Below are 19,985 nucleotides of genomic sequence, written 5' to 3'. Positions count from 1 at the left end.
GAATCAGTGATACCGGCTCCCGGCAAGTGGCGAGGCGGGGCACCTCCAGGCCCGTCGCCTGCCGCACGCCGCGCTCAGGCGCACCCCGTGGGTAATTACGCTTGCTCTCAACATGATGCAAGCTCCTGGTATGAAGGGCATAACTTTTCATATAGAACAAGCAAATGTATTCTGGAAATTAGTTGGCGGCAGGAGTGTAATCTTGTCTGCGCCGACTAGTTTTGGCAAGAGTTTGCTTGTCGACGCTTTGATATCACAATCAAAGCCGCAAACCGTTGTCACTGTTGTGCCGACATTGGCGCTACTTGACGAGTATCGGCGAAAACTGCTTCGTAAATTTACCGATTACCAGATAATAACAACTGCGGGTGAAGCGAGAGCACATTCTAGCGCTATATACGTTGGAACGCAGGAACGTCTTCTGCAGCGGAAAGACATAGAGGCTGTTGACCTCTTTGTCATTGATGAATTCTATAAACTTGACCTTGACCGCCACGACGAGAGGTCGCTAGCACTTAATGCAATACTAGCGAAATATGGCAGAACTGCCAAGCAAATATATTTTCTAGGACCGTCAATCGACGGGGTTCCAAATGCCGATAGGTTTAGGCCAGATATTGAATTTATCAAGACAAGGTTTAGCCCCGTCGCCGCAGATATTATCGATCGGACTGATGGGCAACCGACGCCTGATAGACTCATTAATGATCTGCGTGGCGTCGGCGACGAGAGTTCTCTTGTCTATGTGCGATCTCCACGATCGGCATACCTCCTGACGTATGATCTTATGAGCGCTCGCCTGCATCAAGGCTCGGCTTTTTGTGATGCTCTTGGCGAGTGGCTTAAAGAAAATTTTCATCCTGAATGGGCACTAGGCGAGGCGGTAAAGCTTGGAATTGGCATCCACCATGGCAGAATACCTCGTGCCGTTGCTCAACTTCTGATTTCATTATTCAACAGACGTGAAATTAAGACGGTGATCTGCACATCAAGCATGATTGAGGGCATAAATACCGCGGCACAGAATGTCTTCATCTATGATCGTCATATTAGCACTAATAAGCTTGATAGATTTACATTCGACAATATCAAAGGTCGCGCCGGAAGGATGTTTCAACACAAAGTAGGAAAGATATTTCTATACAATCAACCGCCTGAACCCCTGCCCTTTGACGTGCGAGTCCCATTGTTTGAGAATCAAGATCGGCTCTTACCGGAGCTGCTAGTGCAGATTGATGACGACGCGCTTACTCCAACTGCTAGGGCACGTAAGCGGTCGATATCGGAGTCCAGCGTTCTACCCGCAGAAGTGTTGAGCCAATGGGCCGAGTATGGAATTGATGAACTCAATCGATTAGCTGATGAGTTGCGAGTAATCCTAGAAGATGACAAGTCTCAGCTTATCTGGAAAGGCTATCCCAATTTTAACAATGTAAACGCAGTATTCGATGTTGTATGGAACCGGCTGAAATTCAGTAAGCATGATGTGCGTTCGGCTCGTCAGGCTGCTTACTATGCCGGCGTTTTAAGGCGTGAAACTACTATTCGGAAGTTTATGGATCGCCTCGTTCGAGGGCGAGGTTCTTTAGCGCAGATTGATATAGATCGGTGCTTCAATTTTTTACGCGGAGCCGAGCACACGTTTCCACAATTATTTCGAGCTGTTAATGACATAATTGTCTCTATTGCAGGGCGCGATCTAGTTGATTATCGACTTTATGCTCAGCAATTGCAAAATTACTTTATCCCGAACGAAGGGAGATTTCTTGATGAATTTGGCATACCTGTTCCACTTCTTGCTAAGTTGTCGATACCGACCGTGTCCGATAGTAGAGATCTAATCGAGCAGCTTAGAAGGCGAAGTTCTTCCGCGCGTTTCCGCCTTACTGACTTCGAACACGAGCTTCTCGATCGCGGTTTGTCATTTGAATAGACTTATGTCCAATCGTCGATTGCTTGTGATATAGCCGTGGTCGGCTGGAGAGATTCGCGAATTTCTGTCGCTGCCATGCGGAAGGTTGGTGGACGGAGTTAATAGACTTCTCAACCGTCTTCGAACGCTCCCCTTCAGCCCTAAGCGTCAATCCGATCGGTCACTTAGGGCTCGCTCCGACCATTCGTTTTCGGTCACACTCCTGTCACACCAAGCGTCCGAAAGCGGTGTGACAGGAGGGTTCAAGGCCGTTGCTCGGAGCATCGCCTTACGGTACCCAGAGTGTCCCAAGCCTCTGAAAAACCGATGGTTTTCTGATCAGGTGTGGATCACCTTTCCGTAGGCGTCGAGCACGCTCTCGTGCATCATCTCGGAGAGCGTCGGGTGCGGGAAGACCGTGTGCATCAGCTCTTCCTCGGTGGTCTCGAGCGTCATGGCGACGACGTAGCCCTGGATCAGCTCGGTCACCTCCGCCCCGACCATGTGGGCGCCGAGCAGCTGCCCGGTCTTGGCGTCGAACACCGTCTTGATCAGCCCGTCCGGCTCGCCGAGCGCGATGGCCTTGCCGTTGCCCGCGAACGGGAAGCGGCCGACCTTGACGGAGAAGCCCTCCTCCTTGGCCTTGGCCTCGGTGAGCCCGACGCTCGCGATCTGCGGCTGGCAATAGGTGCAGCCCGGGATCTTGCCCTTGTCCATCGGGTGGGTGTGCAGGCCCTTGATGGTCTCGACGCAGATCACGCCCTCGTGCTCGGCCTTGTGGGCGAGCATCGGCGGGCCGGCGACGTCCCCGATCGCGTAGATCCCCGGCACGTTGGTGCGCCCGAGCCCGTCGGTGACGACGATGCCGCGGTCGATCCTGACCCCGAGATTCTCGAGGCCGACCCCCTCGATGTTGCCCACGACGCCGACCGCCGAGATCAGCTTCTCGGCCGTGATGGCCTGGGTCTTGCCGTCCGCCGCCTCCACCGTGGCGGTCACCGAGTCGGGGCCCTTCTCCACCTTCGTGACCTTGGCGCCGGTCAGGATCTTGATGCCCTGCTTCTCGAAGCGCTTCCGGGCGAGCGCGGCGATCTCGGCATCCTCGACGGGCAGGATCTGGGGCAGCAGCTCGACCACGGTCACCTCGGCGCCCATGGTGCGGTAGAAGGAGGCGAACTCGATCCCGATCGCGCCCGAGCCCATCACGAGGAGGCTCTTCGGCATCGCCTCCGGCACCATGGCCTCGTAATAGGTCCAGATCTGGCGCTTGTCGGGCTCGATGCCCGGGATCGCGCGGGGCCGCGCGCCCGTCGCCACGATGATGTGCTTGGCCGAGTAGGTGCCCGCGCCCTTGGCGCCCTTCGGGGCCTCAGCCCGCTTCGTCTCCCGGACGGTGACCTGGCCCGGCTGGTTGCCCTTGGCCGCGGAATCGATCGCGGCCTCGCCCCAGATCACGTCGACCTTGTTCTTCTTCAGCAGCATGCCGACGCCGCCGTTGAGCCGGCCCGAGACGCCGCGCGAGCGCTTGACGATCGCCGCGGCGTCGAACCCGACCTTCTCGGCCGTGAGCCCGTAATCGGCGGCGTGCTGCATGTAGTGGTAGATCTCGGCCGAGCGCAGCAGGGCCTTCGTGGGGATGCAGCCCCAGTTCAGGCAGATGCCGCCCAGGTGCTCGCGGTCGACCACCGCCGTCTTGAACCCGAGCTGCGCCGAGCGGATCGCCGTGACGTAGCCGCCGGGCCCGGCGCCGATGATGAGGACGTCGTAGGTGTCGGGCATCTCGCTCTCCGGGCGAACCCCTCCCGCCTGCGGGGAGGGGGTGGGGGATCGAAGATCCCGCGCGGGGTGCCGCCGGCCGCGGATCGGGCGGGGGCGAGCGCGGCGTGGATCGTGTCGAGGACGGTGTTCATGCCGCGCATCACCTCGGCATTGCCGAAGCGAAGCACGCGGAAGCCCCGGGCCCGGACGAGAGCGTCAGGCGCCGCCACGGGCGCTTCTCGGGGTCGGCCAGGTCGGGACGGGATCCGCGACCTGCCCCCTCTCCCGTGCGGGAGAGGGTCGGGGTGAGGGGTGCGGCATCCCCGGACAAACCTGATCCCTCACCCGGTCCGCGTGACGCGGACTCGACCTCTCCCGCACGGGAGAGGCGGACAGCGCCCGATCCGGGTGAGCAGGGGCCGATCTCGGGCAGGCTCGGGATCTGCGGGGGAGGAGCGAAACCCCGCGCCGCGTCACACCAGCATCCCCATCGGGTTCTCGATGAGGTCCTTGAAGGCCGCGATCAGCTCGGCGCCGAGCGCGCCGTCGAGGACGCGGTGGTCGCAGGAGAGGGTGGCGGTCATCATCTGGACCACCGCCGGGGCATTGTCCTTCACCACGACGCGCTTCTCGCCCGCGCCCACCGCCAGGATGGTCGACTGGGGCGGGTTGATCACCGCCGTGAAGTGCTTGATGCCGAACATGCCGAGGTTCGAGACCGAGGTGACGCCGCCCTGGTACTCCTCGGGCTTCAGCTTCTTGGCGCGCGCGCGCGCCGCGAAGTCCTTCATCTCGTTCGAGATCGTCGAGAGCGTCTTCTGGTCGGCCCGGCGGATGACGGGGGTGAACAGGCCGCCGTCGATCGCCACCGCGACGCCGACCTCGGCATTGTCGAAGCGCAGGATCCGGTCCTCGGCCCAGACCGCGTTCGCGGCCGGGATCCGCATCAGCGCGAGGCCCATCGCCTTGATGACGAAGTCGTTCACCGAGAGCTTGAACAGCGGCTTGCCGTCCTTGGTCTTGCCGGCGCTGGCGTTCAGCTGCTCGCGCAGGCGCATCAGCGCGTCGATCTCGCAATCGACCGTGAGGTAGAAGTGCGGCGCCACCTGCATCGCCTCGGTGAGGCGCTTGGCGATGGTCCTGCGCATGCCGTCGAGGGGGACCTCCTCGTAGGTGCCCTTCTGATAGAAGCCGCGCACCTGATCGGCGCTGAGGCCCGCGGGCGCCGCGGCGGGCTTCGGGGCGGGGGCGGGCGCGGCGGGGGCCGCGGCCGGTGCGGCCGCCGGCGCGCTCGCCCGGGCGGTGCCGCCGGCCGCGGCCGCGCGCACGTCGCGCTCGATCACCCGGCCGTGCGGGCCCGAGCCCCGGACGGCCGAGAGGTCGATGCCCTCCTGCTTGGCGATGCGGCGGGCGAGCGGCGAGGCGAAGACGCGCCCGCCCGACGCAGCCGGCTGCGCCGCGCCGTTGGTGCGGGCCGCCTGGGCGGGCTGGGCGCCGCCGGGCGCCTCGTTCACCCGCTCGTAGCTCATGTGGCCGCCGCCGGGCGTCGTGTTCTGGCCGGCCGCGCCCCCCTGCGCGGGCTTCTGCGCGGGCTCTTGCGCGGGCTTCTGCGCGGGCGCCTCGGCCCCGGCCTTCGGGGCCGCCCCCCCGCCCGCCGGCGCCCCGACGCTCGCCGGATCCTCGCCGTCGGCCGCGATCAGGGCGATCAGGTCGTTGACGGGCACGTCCGCCGTGCCCTCGGGCACCAGGATCTTGGCGAGCACGCCCTCGTCGATCGCCTCGACCTCCATGGTCGCCTTGTCGGTCTCGATCTCGGCCAGCACGTCGCCGGACTTGATCGCGTCGCCCTCCTTCTTGAGCCACTTGGCGAGATTGCCCTTCTCCATCGTGGGCGAGAGGGCGGGCATCAGGACGTTGATCGGCATCGCTGGTTTATCCTGATCGGCCAGAAGGTTGGCGAAGGTTCTTGAGCGTTCAGTTGAGCGGACCGTCGGGGCTTCCGCCGGGCGGATCGCTCTCGGCCTCGAGGCCGGCCCGGATCTGCGCGAAGGCCTCCTCCTCGGAGAGCTCGGTCTCCATCGCGTAGACCCGCGCGGCGTGCCGGGCGAGGTCGATCAGGAGCACGCCCCAGGTGAAGGGATCGTCGAAGGAGCGCCGCAGCGCGACGCTCACCGCCCCGTCGACCACGCTCGCCCGCAGCACCTCGACGCCGCCCTTCTCGAGAGCGTCGGGGGGAACGGAGAGCGGCTGGAACTCCTTGGCCATCGTCTGAGCCGTCTCCCTCGCCATCTTAGCGGTAGCACACGGCTTTCGCCGCCTCGACGACCTCGGCGACGGTCGGCAGGGCGAGCTTCTCGAGGTTGGCGGCGTAGGGCATCGGCACGTCCTTGCCGGTGATGCGCAGGACCGGCGCATCGAGATAGTCGAAGGCGTCGACCATCAGGCGGGCCACGATCTCGGCGCCGATGCCCGATTGCGGGAAGCCCTCCTCGACGGTGATGCAGCGGCCGGTCTTCCTGACCGATTCCACCACCGTGTCGGTGTCCATCGGCCGGATCGTGCGCAGGTCGATCACCTCGGCCTCGATGCCCTGCTCGCTGAGCGCCTGCGCGGCCTTCAGCGCGTAGGTCATGCCGATGGCGAAGGACACGATGGTGACGTCCGAGCCGGGGCGGTGGATGCGGGCCTTGCCGATCGGCAGCACGAAGTCGTCGAGCTTCGGCACCGGGAAGGACTGGCCGTACAGGATCTCGTTCTCGAGGAAGATCACCGGGTTCGGGTCGCGGATCGCGGCCTTGAGCAGGCCCTTGGCGTCGCTCGCCGTGTAGGGCGCGATCACCTTGAGGCCCGGCACGTTCGAGTACCAGGCGGCGTAGTCGTGGCTGTGCTGGGCGCCGACGCGGGCGGCGGCGCCGTTCGGGCCCCGGAACACGATCGGGCAGCCGAGCTGGCCGCCCGACATGTAGAGGGTCTTGGCGGCCGAGTTGATGATGTGGTCGATCGCCTGCATGGCGAAGTTGAAGGTCATGAACTCGACGATGGGCTTGAGGCCGGTATAGGCCGCGCCGACGCCGATGCCGGCGAAGCCGTGCTCGGTGATCGGCGTGTCGACGACGCGCCGCGCCCCGAATTCCTGCAGCAGCCCCTGCGTGATCTTGTAGGCGCCCTGGTACTCGGCGACCTCCTCGCCCATCACGAAGACGTCGCCGTCCCGGCGCATCTCCTCGGCCATGGCATCGCGCAGCGCCTCGCGCACCGTCATGGTCACCATCTCGGTGCCGGCCGGGAACTCCTCCATCACGGGCGCGGGCGCCTTGTTGGCGATGGCGGCCGGCGCCGCCGGGGCGCGGGGGGCGTCGTCGCCGGTCTTGGCGCTGGGCCCGGGGCCGGCGGCCTGGCCCTCGGCCCGCATGTCGGGGGCGGGGGCGGCCTGGCCGCCCGCATCGGCGCCGTTGCCCTTGGCGGCACCCGCCGGCCGGCCCCCGGAGGCGGCCGCCGAGACGTCCTCGCCCTCCTCCGCGATGATCGCGATCGGCGTGTTGACGGCGACCCCCTCCGTGCCCTCCTGGATCAGGATCTTGGCGAGCACGCCCTCGTCGATCGCCTCGACCTCCATGGTCGCCTTGTCGGTCTCGATCTCGGCCAGCACGTCGCCGGACTTGATCGCGTCGCCCTCCTTCTTGAGCCACCTGGCGAGCTTGCCCTCCTCCATCGTGGGGGAGAGCGCGGGCATGAGGATGTCGGTCGCCATGGGGTTCTCTGTCGGTCGGCCGGGATCGAAGGACGGTCGGGCGGGTGCCCTCAGGCGCGCGCCTCGAGCAGGATATCGGTCCAGAGCTCGGACGGATCGGGCTCGGGATCGTGGGTCGCGAACTCGGCCGCGTCGTTGACGGTCTCGCGCACCTTCGAATCCGTGGCCTTGAGGTCGGCCTCCGAGACGCCGTGCAGCTCGATCAGGCGCTTGCGCACCATCTCGATCGGGTCGTGCTCCTCGCGCATCTTCGAGACCTCGTCCTTGGTCCGGTACTTGGCCGGGTCGGACATGGAATGGCCGCGGTAGCGGTAGGTCTGCATCTCGAGGATGAAGGGGCCCTCGCCCGAGCGGGCGTGCTGGACGGCGCGGCTCGCCGCCTCGCGGACGGTGCGGACATCCATGCCGTCGACCTGCTCGCCGGGAATGCCGAAGGAGAGGCCGCGCTTCGAGAAGTCCGTCTGCGCGGAGGCGCGGACCACCGAGGTGCCCATGGCGTAGCGGTTGTTCTCGATCACGTAGACGACCGGCAGCTTCCACAGCGCCGCCATGTTGAAGCTCTCGTAGACCTGGCCCTGATTGGCCGCGCCGTCGCCCATGTAGGTGAGGCTGACCTTGCCGTTCTGCCGGTAGGCGTCGGCGAAGCCGAGGCCGGTGCCGAGCGAGACCTGCGCGCCGACGATGCCGTGGCCGCCGAAGAACTGCTTCTCGCGCGAGAACATGTGCATCGAGCCGCCCTTGCCGCGGCTGTACCCGCCCCGGCGCCCGGTCAGCTCGGCCATGACGCCCTTCGGGTCCATGCCGCAGGCGAGCATGTGGCCGTGATCCCGGTATCCCGTGATCACCTGATCCCCCTCCTCCGAGGCCATCTGCATGCCGATGACCACGGCCTCCTGGCCGATATAGAGGTGGCAGAAGCCGCCGATCAGGCCCATGCCGTAGAGCTGGCCCGCCTTCTCCTCGAAGCGGCGGATCAGCAGCATCTCGTGATAGGCGTGGAGATCCTCGTCGCGGCTGAATTGCGGCGCGTTCGGGGCGGGCCGGTGGGCCGCCTCCGCCTCGGATTTGCCCGGTTCAGGCTTGCCCGGTTCGGACTTCGGCTGCCCCGCATCCTTGGCGGCATCCATCGGCGACCTCCCGTGAACCTGTCTCTTGGCCACGGTTTAGGACAGGCGGCAGCGGAAGGCGAGGCCCCGCTCTCTGACAGGGTGTGGGCATTGTCAGGCCGGGGAGGCGAAGGACGATCCGCCCGGCGACTGGTGGTTGCGGAGCCGCGGCGGGCGCCGATCAGGGGTCGATGATCACGACGTCGTTGGCATGGACCCGGCCGAGCACCACGCGGGCGCGTTCCTCGAGGAGGTCGCGGTCGATCTGCTCGCTGCGCAGGAGCGCCACGCGATGCTCCCAGACCGCCCGCTCCGCCTTGGCGGCGGTGAGTTCCTGGGTCAGCCCGTAGGCCTCGATCTTGAGGGCGCGCTTGGCCTCGAGGCCGCGATTGCCGTTCTCGGCCTGGTACACGAAGTAGCCGACGACGAGGGCCGACACGGTCCAGAGACCGAGCGGCATGAGGACGGTTCTGACGCGGCGACGGACGACCATGGCCCGACCATCGCCGCGCAAGGTTAAGGAAGTGCTGACGCCCCGTTGTGCCTCAGCCGCGCGCGCGCTGCTTGATCGCGCTGCTGCCGGCGTAGCGCCCCTGCGCGCCCAAGCCCTCCTCGATGCGGATCAGCTGGTTGTACTTGGCCAGCCGGTCCGAGCGGGCGAGCGAGCCGGTCTTGATCTGCCCGCAATTCGTCGCGACCGCGAGATCCGCGATGGTCGAATCCTCGGTCTCGCCGGAGCGGTGGGACATCACCGCCGTGTAGCCGGCGCGCTGGGCCATGTCGACGGCGGCCAGCGTCTCGGTGAGCGAGCCGATCTGGTTGACCTTCACGAGGATCGAATTCGCCGTGCCGGTCCCGATGCCGCGCGAGAGCCGCTCGACATTGGTCACGAACAGGTCGTCGCCGACGAGCTGGCAGCGTTCCCCGATCCGGTCCGTGAGGAGCTTCCAGCCCTCCCAGTCGTCCTCGGACATGCCGTCCTCGATCGAGGCGATCGGGTACTTGGCGACGAGCTCGGCGAGGTAGTCGACCTGGGCGGCGACGTCGCGGGTCTTGCCCTCGCCCTCGTACCGGTAGGCGCCGTCCTTGAAGAACTCGGTCGCCGCGCAGTCGAGCGCCAGCACCATGTCGGTGCCGGGCCGGAAGCCCGCGGCCTGGATCGATTCCATCACGAAATCGAGCCCGGCCTCGGCCGAGGGCAGGTTCGGGGCGAAGCCGCCCTCGTCGCCGACATTCGTGTTGTGGCCGGCCTTCTTGAGCGCGCTCTTGAGGGTGTGGAACACCTCCGAGCCCATGCGCACGGCCTCGGCGAGCGAGGAGGCGCCCACCGGCATGATCATGAATTCCTGGAAGTCGATCGGGTTGTCGGCATGCGCGCCGCCGTTGATGATGTTCATCATCGGCACCGGCAGCACGCGGCCCTGCACCCCGCCGATGTAGCGGTAGAGGGGCAGGCCCGCGGTCTCGGCCGCGGCCTTGGCCACCGCGAGCGACACGCCCAGAATCGCGTTCGCGCCGAGGCGGGCCTTGTTCGGGGTGCCGTCGAGCTCGATCATCGCCTCGTCGACGGCGACCTGATCCTCCGCGTCCATGCCGCCGATCGCGTCGAGGATCTCGGTCTGCACGGCATGCACCGCCTTGCGCACGCCCTTGCCGCCGAAGCGGCCCTTGTCGCCGTCGCGCAGCTCCACCGCCTCGTGGGCGCCGGTCGAGGCGCCGGAGGGCACGGCGGCGCGGCCGAAGGAGCCGTCCTCGAGGAGCACGTCCACCTCGACGGTGGGATTGCCCCGGCTGTCCAGGATCTCGCGGGCTGCGATGTTGGTGATCGCGGTCATCAAAGGTCCCCTCTCGAGAGGTCGTCGGGTTCAGGCGGGAGCCTGAAGGCATCCGGTGCGGGCGCGCGGGAGCGCGCCGCGGCGGGACGCGGCATGGGCGCAGGGGCTTATCCGCCAACGCGCGGCGTCCGGCAAGCGCCTGCCCCGCTCGGGGCCCGGCCGGAGCGCCGAAATCGCCGCATCCGGCCCTCAAGTTTTTCTTGAGCCCGCGCGGCGCGGCCAGGCCCGGGCCGGAGGCGCCCGCGGGGATGCATCCGCCCCCGCGGCGGGCTATAGGGCGGCCCATGACGAACGAGACCCCCACGGACGGGACCCTGCAGCTCGGGCAGGCCAGCCCCCTGCCCGCCTCCCCGGACGAGGCCCGCCTCGACCGGGTGCCGAACCCGCACCCGGACACGGATTACCTCGCGCGCTTCACCGCGCCCGAATTCACCTCGCTCTGCCCGGTGACGGGCCAGCCCGACTTCGCGATCCTGGTGATCGACTACGTGCCCGACCGCTGGCTCGTCGAATCGAAGGCGCTGAAGCTCTACCTGCACAGCTTCCGCAACCACGGCGCCTTCCACGAGGATTGCACCGTGGCCATCGGCAAGCGCCTGCGCGACCTGCTGGCGCCGCGCTACCTGCGCATCGGCGGCTTCTGGTACCCGCGCGGCGGCATCCCGATCGACGTGTTCTGGCAGACCGGCGAGCCGCCGAAATCGGTCTGGCTGCCCGATCCCGGCGTGCCGCCCTACCGGGCCCGCTGAGCGCTTTCCGCGGAAGCGCCCAAGCAGAAGCGCCCAAGCAGAAGCGCTCAAGCGGAAGCGCCTATGGACCGGACGCAATGAAAAGGGCGGCCGGGTCATCCCGGCCGCCCTCGCGAGATCCGCGGTGGCGCGGCTCAGTAGCCGTAGCCGTAGCCGCCATAACCGTAGGCGGGCGCGTAGCCGCGGCCGTAATAGCTGTCGCGGTAATAGGCATCGCGCGCCGCACCCGCCGCGATGGCACCGGCCGCGAGGCCCGCGATCCCGAGGCCGACGGCCGCGCCGGTGCCGATGCCGCGGCGCCCGCGATAGCCGTGACCGTAGCCGTAGGCATGGCCGTGCCCGTAGCCGTGGCCGTAATAGCCGCGCGGGCGGGCATCCGCCGAGGTGGCGGCCATGGAACCGATCGAGAGGGCGACGGCGGAGATGAGAGCGAGCTTGCGCATGTTGTCCTTTCGCGAGCTGTGAGCCAATTAGGGCATTCAACGTCCCCGCGGCCAAGTCGTTCCTCGGATCGACCGAGTTGACCCGCGCCGGCGCGGGGCGAGAGGCCGCCTTAATGGATCGAAGACTGTCACGGCGCGGCTGACCGGCCGATGAACGGCCTGCGGTGACGGATCGGAGTCACTGCGCCGGCGTCGATGCGTGGGCCGCCTGGCCCGAACGGGAGGGCGAGCGCCTCAGCCCCGCCCCTTCGCCAGCCGGTCGAAGGCCTGCAGGGTGGCGAGCAGCGCCGGCATGTCCTTCAGCGCCACCATGTTGGGGCCGTCGGAGGGCGCGCGGTCGGGATCGGGATGGGTCTCGATGAAGAGGCCGGCGACCCCGACGGCGACCGCCGCGCGGGCGAGCACCGCCACGAACTCGCGCTGGCCACCCGAGGTCGCTCCCTGGCCGCCGGGCTGCTGCACCGAGTGGGTCGCGTCGAACACCACCGGCAGGCCGCCCGTCACCCGCGCCATGATCGGGAGGCTGCGCATGTCGGTGACCAGGGTGTTGTAGCCGAAGGAGGCGCCGCGCTCGGTCACGAGCAGGTTGGCGTTGCCCGCGCCCGTCACCTTGGCGGCGACGTGCGCCATGTCCCAGGGGGCGAGGAACTGCCCTTTCTTGACGTTGACGGCCCGTCCCGTGGCGGCGGCCGCGAGCAGCAGGTCGGTCTGCCGGCAGAGGAAGGCCGGGATCTGCAGCACGTCGACGATCTCGGCCGCGGCCGCGCACTGGGCGGCCTCGTGCACGTCGGTGAGCACCGGCAGGCCGTAGCGCTCCCGGATCTCGGCGAAGATCGGCAGGGCCTGCGCCAGGCCGAGGCCGCGCGCCGAGCCCGCCGAGGTGCGGTTCGCCTTGTCGAAGGAGGCCTTGAAGACGAGGCCGATGCCGAGGCGGGCGGTCATCTCCCTCAGCGCGGCGGCGATTTCCAGGGCATGCTCGCGCCCCTCGAGCTGGCAGGGGCCGGCGATCAGCGCGAAGGGCCGGTCGTTGGCGAAGGCGACGTCGCGCACGCGCACGCAGGCGGGCGACGGGCGGGGCGATGATTCGGGGCTCGGGCTCGACATGCGACGCGGTCTAGCCCGCCGGTGCGCCGGGTGGCTAGCCCGCCGGCGCGGCTCGACGGGGCGCGGGCGTCAGGCCCGCCCGGCGGCGCAGCACGGAAGCGGGCCGCGGCACCAGCACGCAGACGGTGAGGTCGCCGGCGAGCGCGTCGCCGCGCGGCCCCGTCTCGCAGCGCAGCGCCGCCCGGCCGGCGACGCCCTCGGCGGGCGCGCTCGCCAGCAGCGAATCCTGATGGAGCCGGAGGGCGAGCACCGTCGCGTCGCGCACCCCGGTGCCCGTGAGCCCCCGCGCGGCGAGCCCGATCAGGGTGAAGAAGGCGGGGTCCGGCTCGCGATCGAGGGAGGCGAACACCATCCGGGCGGGCTTGCGGCAATCGAGGCTCATGCGCTCGGCATCGGCCGCCCGGAACACCGCGAGCGGCCCCGCGCGCCCGGCGAGCGAGGCGCCCGTCGCGCGGATCATCCGGGCGGTGAGCGCGTCGCAGGCATCGGCCCGGGCCGGGCCGCTGCCGAGGGCGCCGGCGAGGAGGAGGCCGAGGGCGAGGATGCGCGCGTTCATGCCATCCCGTGTAGCGTGCCGGGCGGCCGCCGTCAGCGCTCGCCGAGAGACCCGGTCGTGTCCGAGGCGAGATGGCTCGCGCAGGCCTGGCGCGCATGAGAGCGCAGGATGCGGGGCAGGTGCACGGGATGGTCGCCGGCCGCGTCGCGCAGGGTGCCGGTCAGCGCGTCGGCCGCGGCGGTGCCCCGGAAGGTGACGGGGCCGCCCTCCGTCTCCGCCGTGAAGGCGAGCGCCTTGGTGGCGTCGTCGAGGGCGAGGCCGGCGCCCTGCGCCGGCACCAGGGCGGCGCCGCGGACCATCTCGTAGACGAGGCCGTCGCCGTTCGGCGAGCGCCGCAGGGTGACCCGGCGGCCGGCGAGCTCCCCGCTCGCCGGCAGCGTGCAGAGATCGGCGTAGACGTAGGTGCCGGACGTCCAGGCCGGTCGGGCCGCGGCGGCGGCCGGGTACCCGGCCGCCGCGAGCGTGATCACGACGAGACCCGACGCGCGCATCGCGAACCTCACCTCCGGCGGACGATGCCCCGCGCCATGCAGGAATCGGGCGAGCGCCGATGTGCGCCGGCACACGGGGCCGCCTCACGCGGTTCCCGATGCCTCCCAGGCGGCGCGGCCCTGGCGGTCGAGGGCCTCGAACTCGGGCTCCGACAGGCCGAGGCCCGCGCCCGCCATGTTGGCGGCGAGATGCTCCGGATCGCCCGTGCCGGGGATCGGCAGCATCACGGGGGAGCGCTTCAGGAGCCAGGCGAGCGCGACGGCGCCCTCGCCGACCCCGCGCCGGCGCGCGATCTCGGCGAGCGCCGAATCCTTCGCCAGCGCCCCGCGGGCGAGCGGCGCCCACGGGATGAAGCCGATGCCGGCCCGCGTGCAATGGTCGAGCACTGCCTCGCTCGTGCGGTCGACGAGGTTGTACTGGTTCTGCACGGTCGCGACCGGGAAGTAGTCCTGCGCCGCCGCGATGTCCTCGACCGAGACCTCGCTCAGGCCGACATGGCGGATCAGGCCCTCCTCGCGCAGCGCCGCGATCGCCTCGAACTGCGCCTCGCGCGGGCAATCGGGGCCGATCCGGTGGAGCTGCCAGAGGTCGATGCGCTCGAGGCCGAGCCGCCGCAGGCTCATCAGCACGCATTGGCGCAGGTAGTCCGGGTTGCCGACCGGGCGCCAGATGTCCGGCCCGTGCCGGGTCAGCCCGCCCTTGGTGGCGATCACGAGCCCGGCATAGGGGTGGAGCACCTCGCGGATCAGGTCCTCGCTGACGAAGGGGCCGTAGCTGTCGGCGGTGTCGATCAGGTCGATGCCGAGCTCGGGCACACGCGCGAGCGTCGCCCTGGCCGCCTCGCGGGAGGGCGGATCGCCCCAGATGCCCGGCCCGGTGATGCGCATGGCGCCGAAGCCGAGGCGATGGACGGTGAGGTCTCCGCCGATGGCGAAGGTGCCGGACGGGTTCTCGATGGGCATGGGGCTCTCGTGGGGCTATCCTGGGGACCGGGGCGCATATGGCGCGGCCGGCGCCGGCGGCGACCCGCCCTCCCCGCACCCGGCCGCGCCTGGCGCGCACGCCCCACGGCCCGAACGCGCGGAGAGGCGCCGGCCCGCCGGGGCCGACGCCGATGGAGATGACCGGAAAGCGCCGGCCTGCCGGCCGGCGTCCTTGGCCCTGCCGGCCCGTCAGCCGGCGTTCTTGGAGAGCGAGACCGCGACGAAGCGGGTGACGCCCTTCTGGTTCTTGATGCGCATCAGCACCGCCTTGCGGCCGCTCGACTCGGCCGAGCGGATGCGCTCGGCGACCTCGGAGGGCTTCGAGACGCTCTGGCCGGCGACGTCGAGGATGACGTCGCCCTGCTCGATGCCCTTGGCGGCGGCCGGCCCGTCGGGATCGACCTCCATCACCACGACGCCCTCGTCGGAGAGACCGGCATCGGCGGCCGGCGCGAGGCTGAGGCCGAGGCGGGTCTGGCCGTCGGAGGTGTCGCTGCCGCGGCTCGCCACCTTGCCGTCGCTCGGCAGCGCCCCGAGGGTGATGGTGGCGGTGTCGGACTTGCCGCCGCGCAGATAGGCGATCTCGACCTTGGCGCCGGGCTTCAGCCCCGCGATCCTGCGCGACAGCTCCTTGGCGTCGCTGACCTCGTTGCCGTTGACCGACTCGATCACGTCGCCGGACTTCAGTCCCGCCTTGGCGGCGGGCGTGCCGGTCTCGGCATGGTCCACGAGGGCGCCCTTCGGCTTGTCGAGGCCGAGGCCGTCGGCGATGTCCTTGGTCACGGGCTGGACCTGTACGCCGAGATAGCCGCGGGCGACCTTGCCGTCGGTGCGCAGCTGATCGACCACCGCCTGCACGGTCTCGGCGGGGATCGCGAAGGCGAGGCCGACGCTGCCGCCGGACGGCGAGGCGATCGCGGTGTTCACGCCCACGACCTCGCCGTTGACGTTGAAGGTCGGGCCGCCCGAATTGCCCTTGTTGATCGGCGCGTCGATCTGCAGGAAGTCGTCGTAGGGGCCGGCGCCGATGTCGCGGCCGCGGGCCGAGACGATGCCGGCCGTGACCGTGCCGCCGAGGCCGAACGGGTTGCCGATCGCCACCACCCAGTCGCCGACCCGCGGGGCGGCCTTGCCGAACTGCACGTAGGGATAGGTGCCGGAATCCTTGATCTTGAGCAGCGCGATGTCGGTCTTCGAATCCTTGCCGATGACCTTGGCGTCGAGGATGCGGTTGTCGTCGAGCACCACCTGCACCGTCTTGGCGTGGTCGACGACGTGGTTGTTCGTCACCACGTAGCCGTCGGCCGAGATGATGAAGCCCGAGCCCACGGCGCCGCGCTGGCCCTGGCGCTGGGGCATGCCCTGCATCCCGCCGCCCTGGCCGTTCTGGCCGAAGCGCTTGAAGAACTCGCGCAGCTGCGGCGGCACGTTCTGCAGGCCGCGGCCCTGGCCCGGGCCGTCCTCGTCGTCGGAGGCGGCGTCCGCGTCGAGCTTCACCCGCACCGAGACGACGCCGGGCTTCACCTTGTCGACGATGTTGGCGAACGAGCCCGGCGGGTGCTCGGGCGCCTCGATCGGGGTCTTGGGCAGGGCCTGGGCCAGCGCCGGCGTCGAGGGCTGCACCAGGCCCGCGCCGACGGCGCCGCCCGCCACCAGGGCGGCGGCGGCGACCGAGGCGAGGGCGCCGCGGCCGATGCGGCGGGCCGGACGGGCGGGCTTGCAGGGGGACAGGTCGGTCATCCGGGATCTCCGATGGGGAAGGACGGCGCCGCCTCGTCGGCGGCCGGTGATCCTTGTCCTACGGAGCGCTGCCTGACCCGCCCGTGGCGGTCCCATTACGGTTTCGTCAGGTTGGAGCGGCCGCCGCGGCTGGCGGAGCGCGGCGGCCGGGACCATATGGGCCCTCGCGGGGACGGCCCCGCCCGGGACGCGGCCGCGCCGATCCCGGACCGCGCGCGGTGGGGACGGCCCTGCCCTGACAGGGAGACTGTCGTGGCCTGGGCCATCCTGTTCGTCGCCGGCCTGTTCGAGGTGGCCTGGGCGATCGGCCTCAAATACACCGACGGCTTCACCCGCCTCATCCCCTCCGCGCTGACGCTCGCCGCGATGGCCGTCAGCGTGGTGATGCTCGCGCTCGCCCTGAGGACCCTGCCGGTCGGGACCGGCTACGCGGTCTGGACCGGCATCGGCACGATCGGCACGGCGCTGCTCGGCGTCGCGCTGTTCGGGGAGCCCGCCACGGCCCTGCGCCTCGGCTGCATCGGGCTGATCGTGGCGGGGATCGTCGGCCTCAAGCTCGCGGCCTGACGGGCGCGGGCCCGACCCGCGCCGTCCGGCACGCCCGTCCCGAGGCGCCGCGGTCTCAATCGTCGCTCAGGCGCGCCAGCGCCTCGCGGATCCTGGCGAGCCGCTCGGCCTCCGCCTCCCGGCGCTCGCGCTGCTCGTCGACCACCTCCTCGGGAGCGCGGGCGAGGAAGTCGGCATTGCCGAGCTTGCCGTCGATCCGGGCGATCTCCCCGTCCGCCCTGGCGGCCTCCTTCTTCAGGCGCGCCACCTCGGCGGCGAGGTCGACGATGCCCTCGAGCGGCAGCGCCGCGACGCTGCCGCGCACGAGGAGCTGCACGGAGTTCCGCGGGGCGGCGTCCGCAAAGGCGATCCCGGACAGCCGCGCGAGGCGCAGCAGGGTGTCGCGCCACGCCTCGACCCGGGCGCGCACGGCCGGATCCGCGCCGACGAGCACGAGCGGCACCTGCGCGGCGGCCGGCACGCTGGTCTCGGAGCGGGCCGAGCGCACCTCGGAGACGAGATCGACCACGAAGCCGATCTCGGCCTCGGCCTCCGGGTCCGCGAGCCCTTCGAGCCGCGGCCAGGGGGCGAGCGCCAGAATGCCCCGATCCGCCAGCCCCTCCCCCTTGATCGCCCAGAGCTCCTCGGTGAGGAAGGGCATGAACGGGTGCAGGAGCTTGGCGATCTGGTCGATCAGGAAGGCGACGGTCGCCTGCGTCTCGATGCGGGCGGCGGGATCGGCTCCCTCCCCCTGCAGCACGGGCTTGGCGAGTTCGAGGTACCAGTCGCAGAAGATGTTCCAGACGAAGCGGTAGGCGGCGGCCGCCGCGTCGTTGAAGCGGTAGGCGGCGAGCGCGCCCTCCACCTCGGCCACCGCGCGGGCCGATTCGCCGAGCGCCCAGCGGTTCAGGACCTCGCGGGCGGCCTCCGGCCGGAAGCCGGGATCGAGCCGGCAGCCGTTCATCTCCGCGAAGCGGGCCGCGTTCCAGAGCTTCGTCGCGAAGTTGCGGTAGCCCTCGACGCGGCTCAGGCTCAGCTTGATGTCGCGGCCCTGCGCGGCCATCGCGGTCAGCGTGAAGCGCAGCGCGTCGGCCCCGTAGAGCTCGATCAGGCCGAGGGGATCGACCACGTTCCCCTTCGACTTCGACATCTTGGCACCCTTCTCGTCGCGCACGAGGGTGTGCAGGTAGACGGTGTCGAAGGGCGCCCGGTCGGTGACGTGCAGGCCCATCATCATCATGCGGGCCACCCAGAAGAACAGGATGTCCTTGCCCGTGACCAGCGTGTTCGTCGGGTAGAAGCGCGCGAGCTCGGGCGTCGCCTCCGGCCAGCCGAGCGTCGAGAACGGCCAGAGGGCGGAGGAGAACCAGGTGTCGAGGACGTCCTCGTCGCGGCGCAGCTCCACCGGGCGGCCGTGCCTCGCCTCGGCCTGGGCCCGCGCCTCCGCCTCGCCGTGCGCCACGTAAGCCACGCCCTCGGCGTCGAACCAGGCCGGGATCTGGTGGCCCCACCAGAGCTGGCGCGAGATGCACCAGGGCTCGATGTTCTCGAGCCACTGGAAGAAGATCTTCTCGTAGGTCTCCGGCACGAACTTGGTCTGGCCGTCGCGCACGGCCTGCAGCGCCCGCTCGGCGAGCGGCTTCACGTTCAGGTACCACTGGTCGGTGAGGTAGGGCTCGATGACGACGCCCGAGCGGTCGCCGTGGGGCACCGCGTGGGTGTTCGGCTCGATCAGCCGCAGGCGGCCCCGCTCCTCCATCAGGGCGACGACGCGCTTGCGCGCCGCGAACCGATCGAGGCCGTGCAGCGCCAGCGTCTCGGGCTCCGGCGCGGCCTCGGCCAGGAAGTCCGCGTTGCCGTCGAGCAGGATGCGGGCCTCCGCGTCGAGCACGTTGATCGGCCGGCACCCGTGGCGGCGGCCCACCTCGAAATCGTTGAAGTCGTGCGCGGGGGTGATCTTGACCGCGCCGGTGCCCTTCTCGGGGTCCGAATAGGCGTCGGCCACGATCGGGATCAGGCGCCCGACGAGGGGCAGGCGCACGCGGGCGCCCACGAGGTCGCGGTAGCGCTCGTCCTCCGGGTGGACCGCGACCGCGGTGTCGCCGAGCATCGTCTCGGGCCGCGTGGTGGCGACGGTGACGACCTGCCCGGTCTCGGCGCCGGACGCGTCGACGACGGGATAGTCGAAGTGCCAGAGGTGGCCCTTCACCTCGAGCTGCTGCACCTCGAGGTCCGAGATCGCGGTCTGGAACTTCGGGTCCCAGTTCACGAGGCGCTTGTCGCGGTAGATCAGGTCCTGCGCGTGCAGGTCCACGAACACCTTGAGGACGGCGGCCGAGAGGCCCTCATCCATGGTGAAGCGCTCGCGCGACCAGTCGCAGGAGGCGCCGAGGCGCTTCAGCTGGTTGACGATCGCCCCGCCCGATTCCGCCTTCCAGGCCCAGACCCGCTCGACGAAGGCCTCGCGGCCCAGGGCGCGGCGGTCCGGCTGCTGCGCCTCCGTCAGCTGGCGCTCGACCACCATCTGGGTGGCGATGCCGGCATGGTCCGTGCCCGGCTGCCAGAGCACGTCGCGGCCCCGCATGCGCTCGAAGCGGCAGAGGATGTCCTGCAGCGTGTTGTTGAGGGCGTGGCCCATGTGCAGCGTGCCCGTCACGTTCGGCGGCGGGATCACGATGCAGTAGGGCTCGGCTCCGGCGCGCTCCGGGCGCCCGGCCCGGAAGGCTTGGGCCTCCTCCCAGGCGGCGCTGACGCGCGCCTCGACGGCGGCGGGGTCGAAGGTCTTGTCCATCATGGGTCTGCGGGCCGGTCTCGCGGGCGTGTCGGATTTCGGCCCGCTTTCAACCCGTCCCGGGCCTCACGTCAACACGGGGGCCGCCCGATCGCGGGCGCCGACCGCCCTCAGCGCCCGCGGGAGACGCGCTCGATCTCGGCGCGCACGAGGCGCTCGACCATCACCGGCAGGTTGTCGTCGAGCCACGCCTTCAGCATCGGCCGGAGCATGTCCTTG

19 protein-coding genes are annotated in these 19,985 nt (G+C 69.4%); 3 read left to right on the top strand and 16 right to left on the bottom strand.

What is annotated here, in order from left to right; all coding sequences use genetic code 11:
* The first annotated feature begins 112 nt into the window (after window positions 1-112).
* On the top strand, window positions 113-1,933 hold the full coding sequence (locus WDW90_RS26780; RefSeq protein ID WP_336490556.1) for a DEAD/DEAH box helicase: 1,821 nt from the start codon (window positions 113-115) through the stop codon (window positions 1,931-1,933).
* Between the two features lie 318 nt (window positions 1,934-2,251).
* Here the strand turns inward: WDW90_RS26780 and lpdA are convergent, their stop codons facing one another.
* From lpdA to eno, 8 genes are all read right to left on the bottom strand, one after another.
* A complete protein-coding gene (lpdA, locus tag WDW90_RS26775; protein ID WP_431311130.1) occupies window positions 2,252-3,631 on the bottom strand; it encodes a dihydrolipoyl dehydrogenase in 1,380 nt (459 codons plus the stop codon).
* A complete protein-coding gene (locus WDW90_RS26770; RefSeq protein WP_431311129.1) occupies window positions 3,562-3,900 on the bottom strand; it encodes a DUF559 domain-containing protein in 339 nt (112 codons plus the stop codon). The genes lpdA and WDW90_RS26770 overlap by 70 nt, the downstream gene beginning before the upstream one ends.
* Before the next feature lie 243 nt (window positions 3,901-4,143).
* A complete protein-coding gene (locus WDW90_RS26765; protein ID WP_336490555.1) occupies window positions 4,144-5,595 on the bottom strand; it encodes a pyruvate dehydrogenase complex dihydrolipoamide acetyltransferase in 1,452 nt (483 codons plus the stop codon).
* 49 nt (window positions 5,596-5,644) lie between these two features.
* The gene (locus WDW90_RS26760) at window positions 5,645-5,935 is read right to left on the bottom strand and encodes a DUF5076 domain-containing protein (RefSeq protein WP_336490554.1); all 291 of its coding nucleotides are present in this window, start codon (window positions 5,933-5,935) and stop codon (window positions 5,645-5,647) included.
* Window positions 5,936-5,960: 25 nt separating this feature from the next.
* Window positions 5,961-7,421: a pyruvate dehydrogenase complex E1 component subunit beta gene (locus tag WDW90_RS26755; RefSeq protein WP_336490553.1), complete on the bottom strand. Its 1,461-nt coding sequence runs from the start codon at window positions 7,419-7,421 to the stop codon at window positions 5,961-5,963.
* A 50-nt stretch (window positions 7,422-7,471) separates the two neighbouring features.
* On the bottom strand, window positions 7,472-8,548 hold the full coding sequence (gene pdhA, locus WDW90_RS26750; protein WP_336490552.1) for a pyruvate dehydrogenase (acetyl-transferring) E1 component subunit alpha: 1,077 nt from the start codon (window positions 8,546-8,548) through the stop codon (window positions 7,472-7,474).
* A 160-nt stretch (window positions 8,549-8,708) separates the two neighbouring features.
* Complete coding sequence (locus tag WDW90_RS26745; protein WP_336490551.1) at window positions 8,709-9,020, bottom strand: FtsB family cell division protein; 312 nt, start codon at window positions 9,018-9,020, stop codon at window positions 8,709-8,711.
* Window positions 9,021-9,072: 52 nt separating this feature from the next.
* Window positions 9,073-10,362, bottom strand: coding sequence for a phosphopyruvate hydratase (gene eno, locus WDW90_RS26740; protein ID WP_336490550.1), 1,290 nt, complete (start codon window positions 10,360-10,362; stop codon window positions 9,073-9,075).
* 284 nt (window positions 10,363-10,646) lie between these two features.
* Between eno and queF the strand changes: the two genes are divergently transcribed.
* A complete protein-coding gene (queF, locus tag WDW90_RS26735; protein WP_336490549.1) occupies window positions 10,647-11,111 on the top strand; it encodes a preQ(1) synthase in 465 nt (154 codons plus the stop codon).
* A gap of 134 nt (window positions 11,112-11,245) precedes the next feature.
* Here the strand turns inward: queF and WDW90_RS26730 are convergent, their stop codons facing one another.
* From WDW90_RS26730 to WDW90_RS26705, 6 genes are all read right to left on the bottom strand, one after another.
* A complete protein-coding gene (locus tag WDW90_RS26730; RefSeq protein ID WP_336490548.1) occupies window positions 11,246-11,554 on the bottom strand; it encodes a hypothetical protein in 309 nt (102 codons plus the stop codon).
* Window positions 11,555-11,788: 234 nt separating this feature from the next.
* On the bottom strand, window positions 11,789-12,658 hold the full coding sequence (kdsA, locus tag WDW90_RS26725; RefSeq protein WP_336490547.1) for a 3-deoxy-8-phosphooctulonate synthase: 870 nt from the start codon (window positions 12,656-12,658) through the stop codon (window positions 11,789-11,791).
* 34 nt (window positions 12,659-12,692) lie between these two features.
* Window positions 12,693-13,214 carry a hypothetical protein gene (locus WDW90_RS26720; RefSeq protein ID WP_336490546.1) on the bottom strand — a complete coding sequence of 174 codons (522 nt, stop codon included), beginning with the start codon at window positions 13,212-13,214 and terminating at the stop codon, window positions 12,693-12,695.
* Between the two features lie 32 nt (window positions 13,215-13,246).
* Window positions 13,247-13,705, bottom strand: coding sequence for a hypothetical protein (locus WDW90_RS26715; protein ID WP_336490545.1), 459 nt, complete (start codon window positions 13,703-13,705; stop codon window positions 13,247-13,249).
* Between the two features lie 84 nt (window positions 13,706-13,789).
* Window positions 13,790-14,668, bottom strand: a complete 879-nt coding sequence (locus WDW90_RS26710) for an aldo/keto reductase (protein WP_336490544.1) — start codon at window positions 14,666-14,668, stop codon at window positions 13,790-13,792.
* Window positions 14,669-14,878: 210 nt separating this feature from the next.
* Window positions 14,879-16,429: a Do family serine endopeptidase gene (locus tag WDW90_RS26705; RefSeq protein ID WP_336490543.1), complete on the bottom strand. Its 1,551-nt coding sequence runs from the start codon at window positions 16,427-16,429 to the stop codon at window positions 14,879-14,881.
* 252 nt (window positions 16,430-16,681) lie between these two features.
* Here WDW90_RS26705 and sugE point away from each other — a divergent pair, with 252 nt between their 5' ends.
* Window positions 16,682-16,996, top strand: coding sequence for a quaternary ammonium compound efflux SMR transporter SugE (gene sugE / locus WDW90_RS26700; protein ID WP_336490542.1), 315 nt, complete (start codon window positions 16,682-16,684; stop codon window positions 16,994-16,996).
* Between the two features lie 55 nt (window positions 16,997-17,051).
* On the opposite strand, the gene WDW90_RS26695 is transcribed toward sugE, so the two are convergent.
* Together WDW90_RS26695 and WDW90_RS26690 are read right to left on the bottom strand one after the other, a co-directional pair.
* Window positions 17,052-19,769: a valine--tRNA ligase gene (locus WDW90_RS26695; RefSeq protein ID WP_336490541.1), complete on the bottom strand. Its 2,718-nt coding sequence runs from the start codon at window positions 19,767-19,769 to the stop codon at window positions 17,052-17,054.
* Window positions 19,770-19,876: 107 nt separating this feature from the next.
* Window positions 19,877-19,985 (bottom strand): PopZ family protein (locus WDW90_RS26690; RefSeq protein WP_336490557.1); only part of this gene is annotated, 109 nt, incomplete at its 5' end.

Source organism: Methylobacterium nigriterrae, assembly GCF_037106235.1.
Lineage (GTDB): Bacteria > Pseudomonadota > Alphaproteobacteria > Rhizobiales > Beijerinckiaceae > Methylobacterium > Methylobacterium nigriterrae.
Note: the sequence above shows the minus strand (reverse complement) of the source record. Positions and strands in the feature narration are given on the sequence as shown.

Coding starts and splice junctions, on each gene's coding strand:
- WDW90_RS26780 (WP_336490556.1), top strand. CDS start 113: ATGATGCAAGCTCCTGGTATGAAGGGCATAACTTTTCATATAGAACAA.
- WDW90_RS26765 (WP_336490555.1), bottom strand. CDS start 5,595: ATGCCGATCAACGTCCTGATGCCCGCCCTCTCGCCCACGATGGAGAAG.
- WDW90_RS26760 (WP_336490554.1), bottom strand. CDS start 5,935: ATGGCCAAGGAGTTCCAGCCGCTCTCCGTTCCCCCCGACGCTCTCGAG.
- WDW90_RS26755 (WP_336490553.1), bottom strand. CDS start 7,421: ATGGCGACCGACATCCTCATGCCCGCGCTCTCCCCCACGATGGAGGAG.
- pdhA (WP_336490552.1), bottom strand. CDS start 8,548: ATGGATGCCGCCAAGGATGCGGGGCAGCCGAAGTCCGAACCGGGCAAG.
- WDW90_RS26745 (WP_336490551.1), bottom strand. CDS start 9,020: ATGGTCGTCCGTCGCCGCGTCAGAACCGTCCTCATGCCGCTCGGTCTC.
- eno (WP_336490550.1), bottom strand. CDS start 10,362: ATGACCGCGATCACCAACATCGCAGCCCGCGAGATCCTGGACAGCCGG.
- queF (WP_336490549.1), top strand. CDS start 10,647: ATGACGAACGAGACCCCCACGGACGGGACCCTGCAGCTCGGGCAGGCC.
- WDW90_RS26730 (WP_336490548.1), bottom strand. CDS start 11,554: ATGCGCAAGCTCGCTCTCATCTCCGCCGTCGCCCTCTCGATCGGTTCC.
- kdsA (WP_336490547.1), bottom strand. CDS start 12,658: ATGTCGAGCCCGAGCCCCGAATCATCGCCCCGCCCGTCGCCCGCCTGC.
- WDW90_RS26720 (WP_336490546.1), bottom strand. CDS start 13,214: ATGAACGCGCGCATCCTCGCCCTCGGCCTCCTCCTCGCCGGCGCCCTC.
- WDW90_RS26715 (WP_336490545.1), bottom strand. CDS start 13,705: ATGCGCGCGTCGGGTCTCGTCGTGATCACGCTCGCGGCGGCCGGGTAC.
- WDW90_RS26710 (WP_336490544.1), bottom strand. CDS start 14,668: ATGCCCATCGAGAACCCGTCCGGCACCTTCGCCATCGGCGGAGACCTC.
- WDW90_RS26705 (WP_336490543.1), bottom strand. CDS start 16,429: ATGACCGACCTGTCCCCCTGCAAGCCCGCCCGTCCGGCCCGCCGCATC.
- WDW90_RS26695 (WP_336490541.1), bottom strand. CDS start 19,769: ATGATGGACAAGACCTTCGACCCCGCCGCCGTCGAGGCGCGCGTCAGC.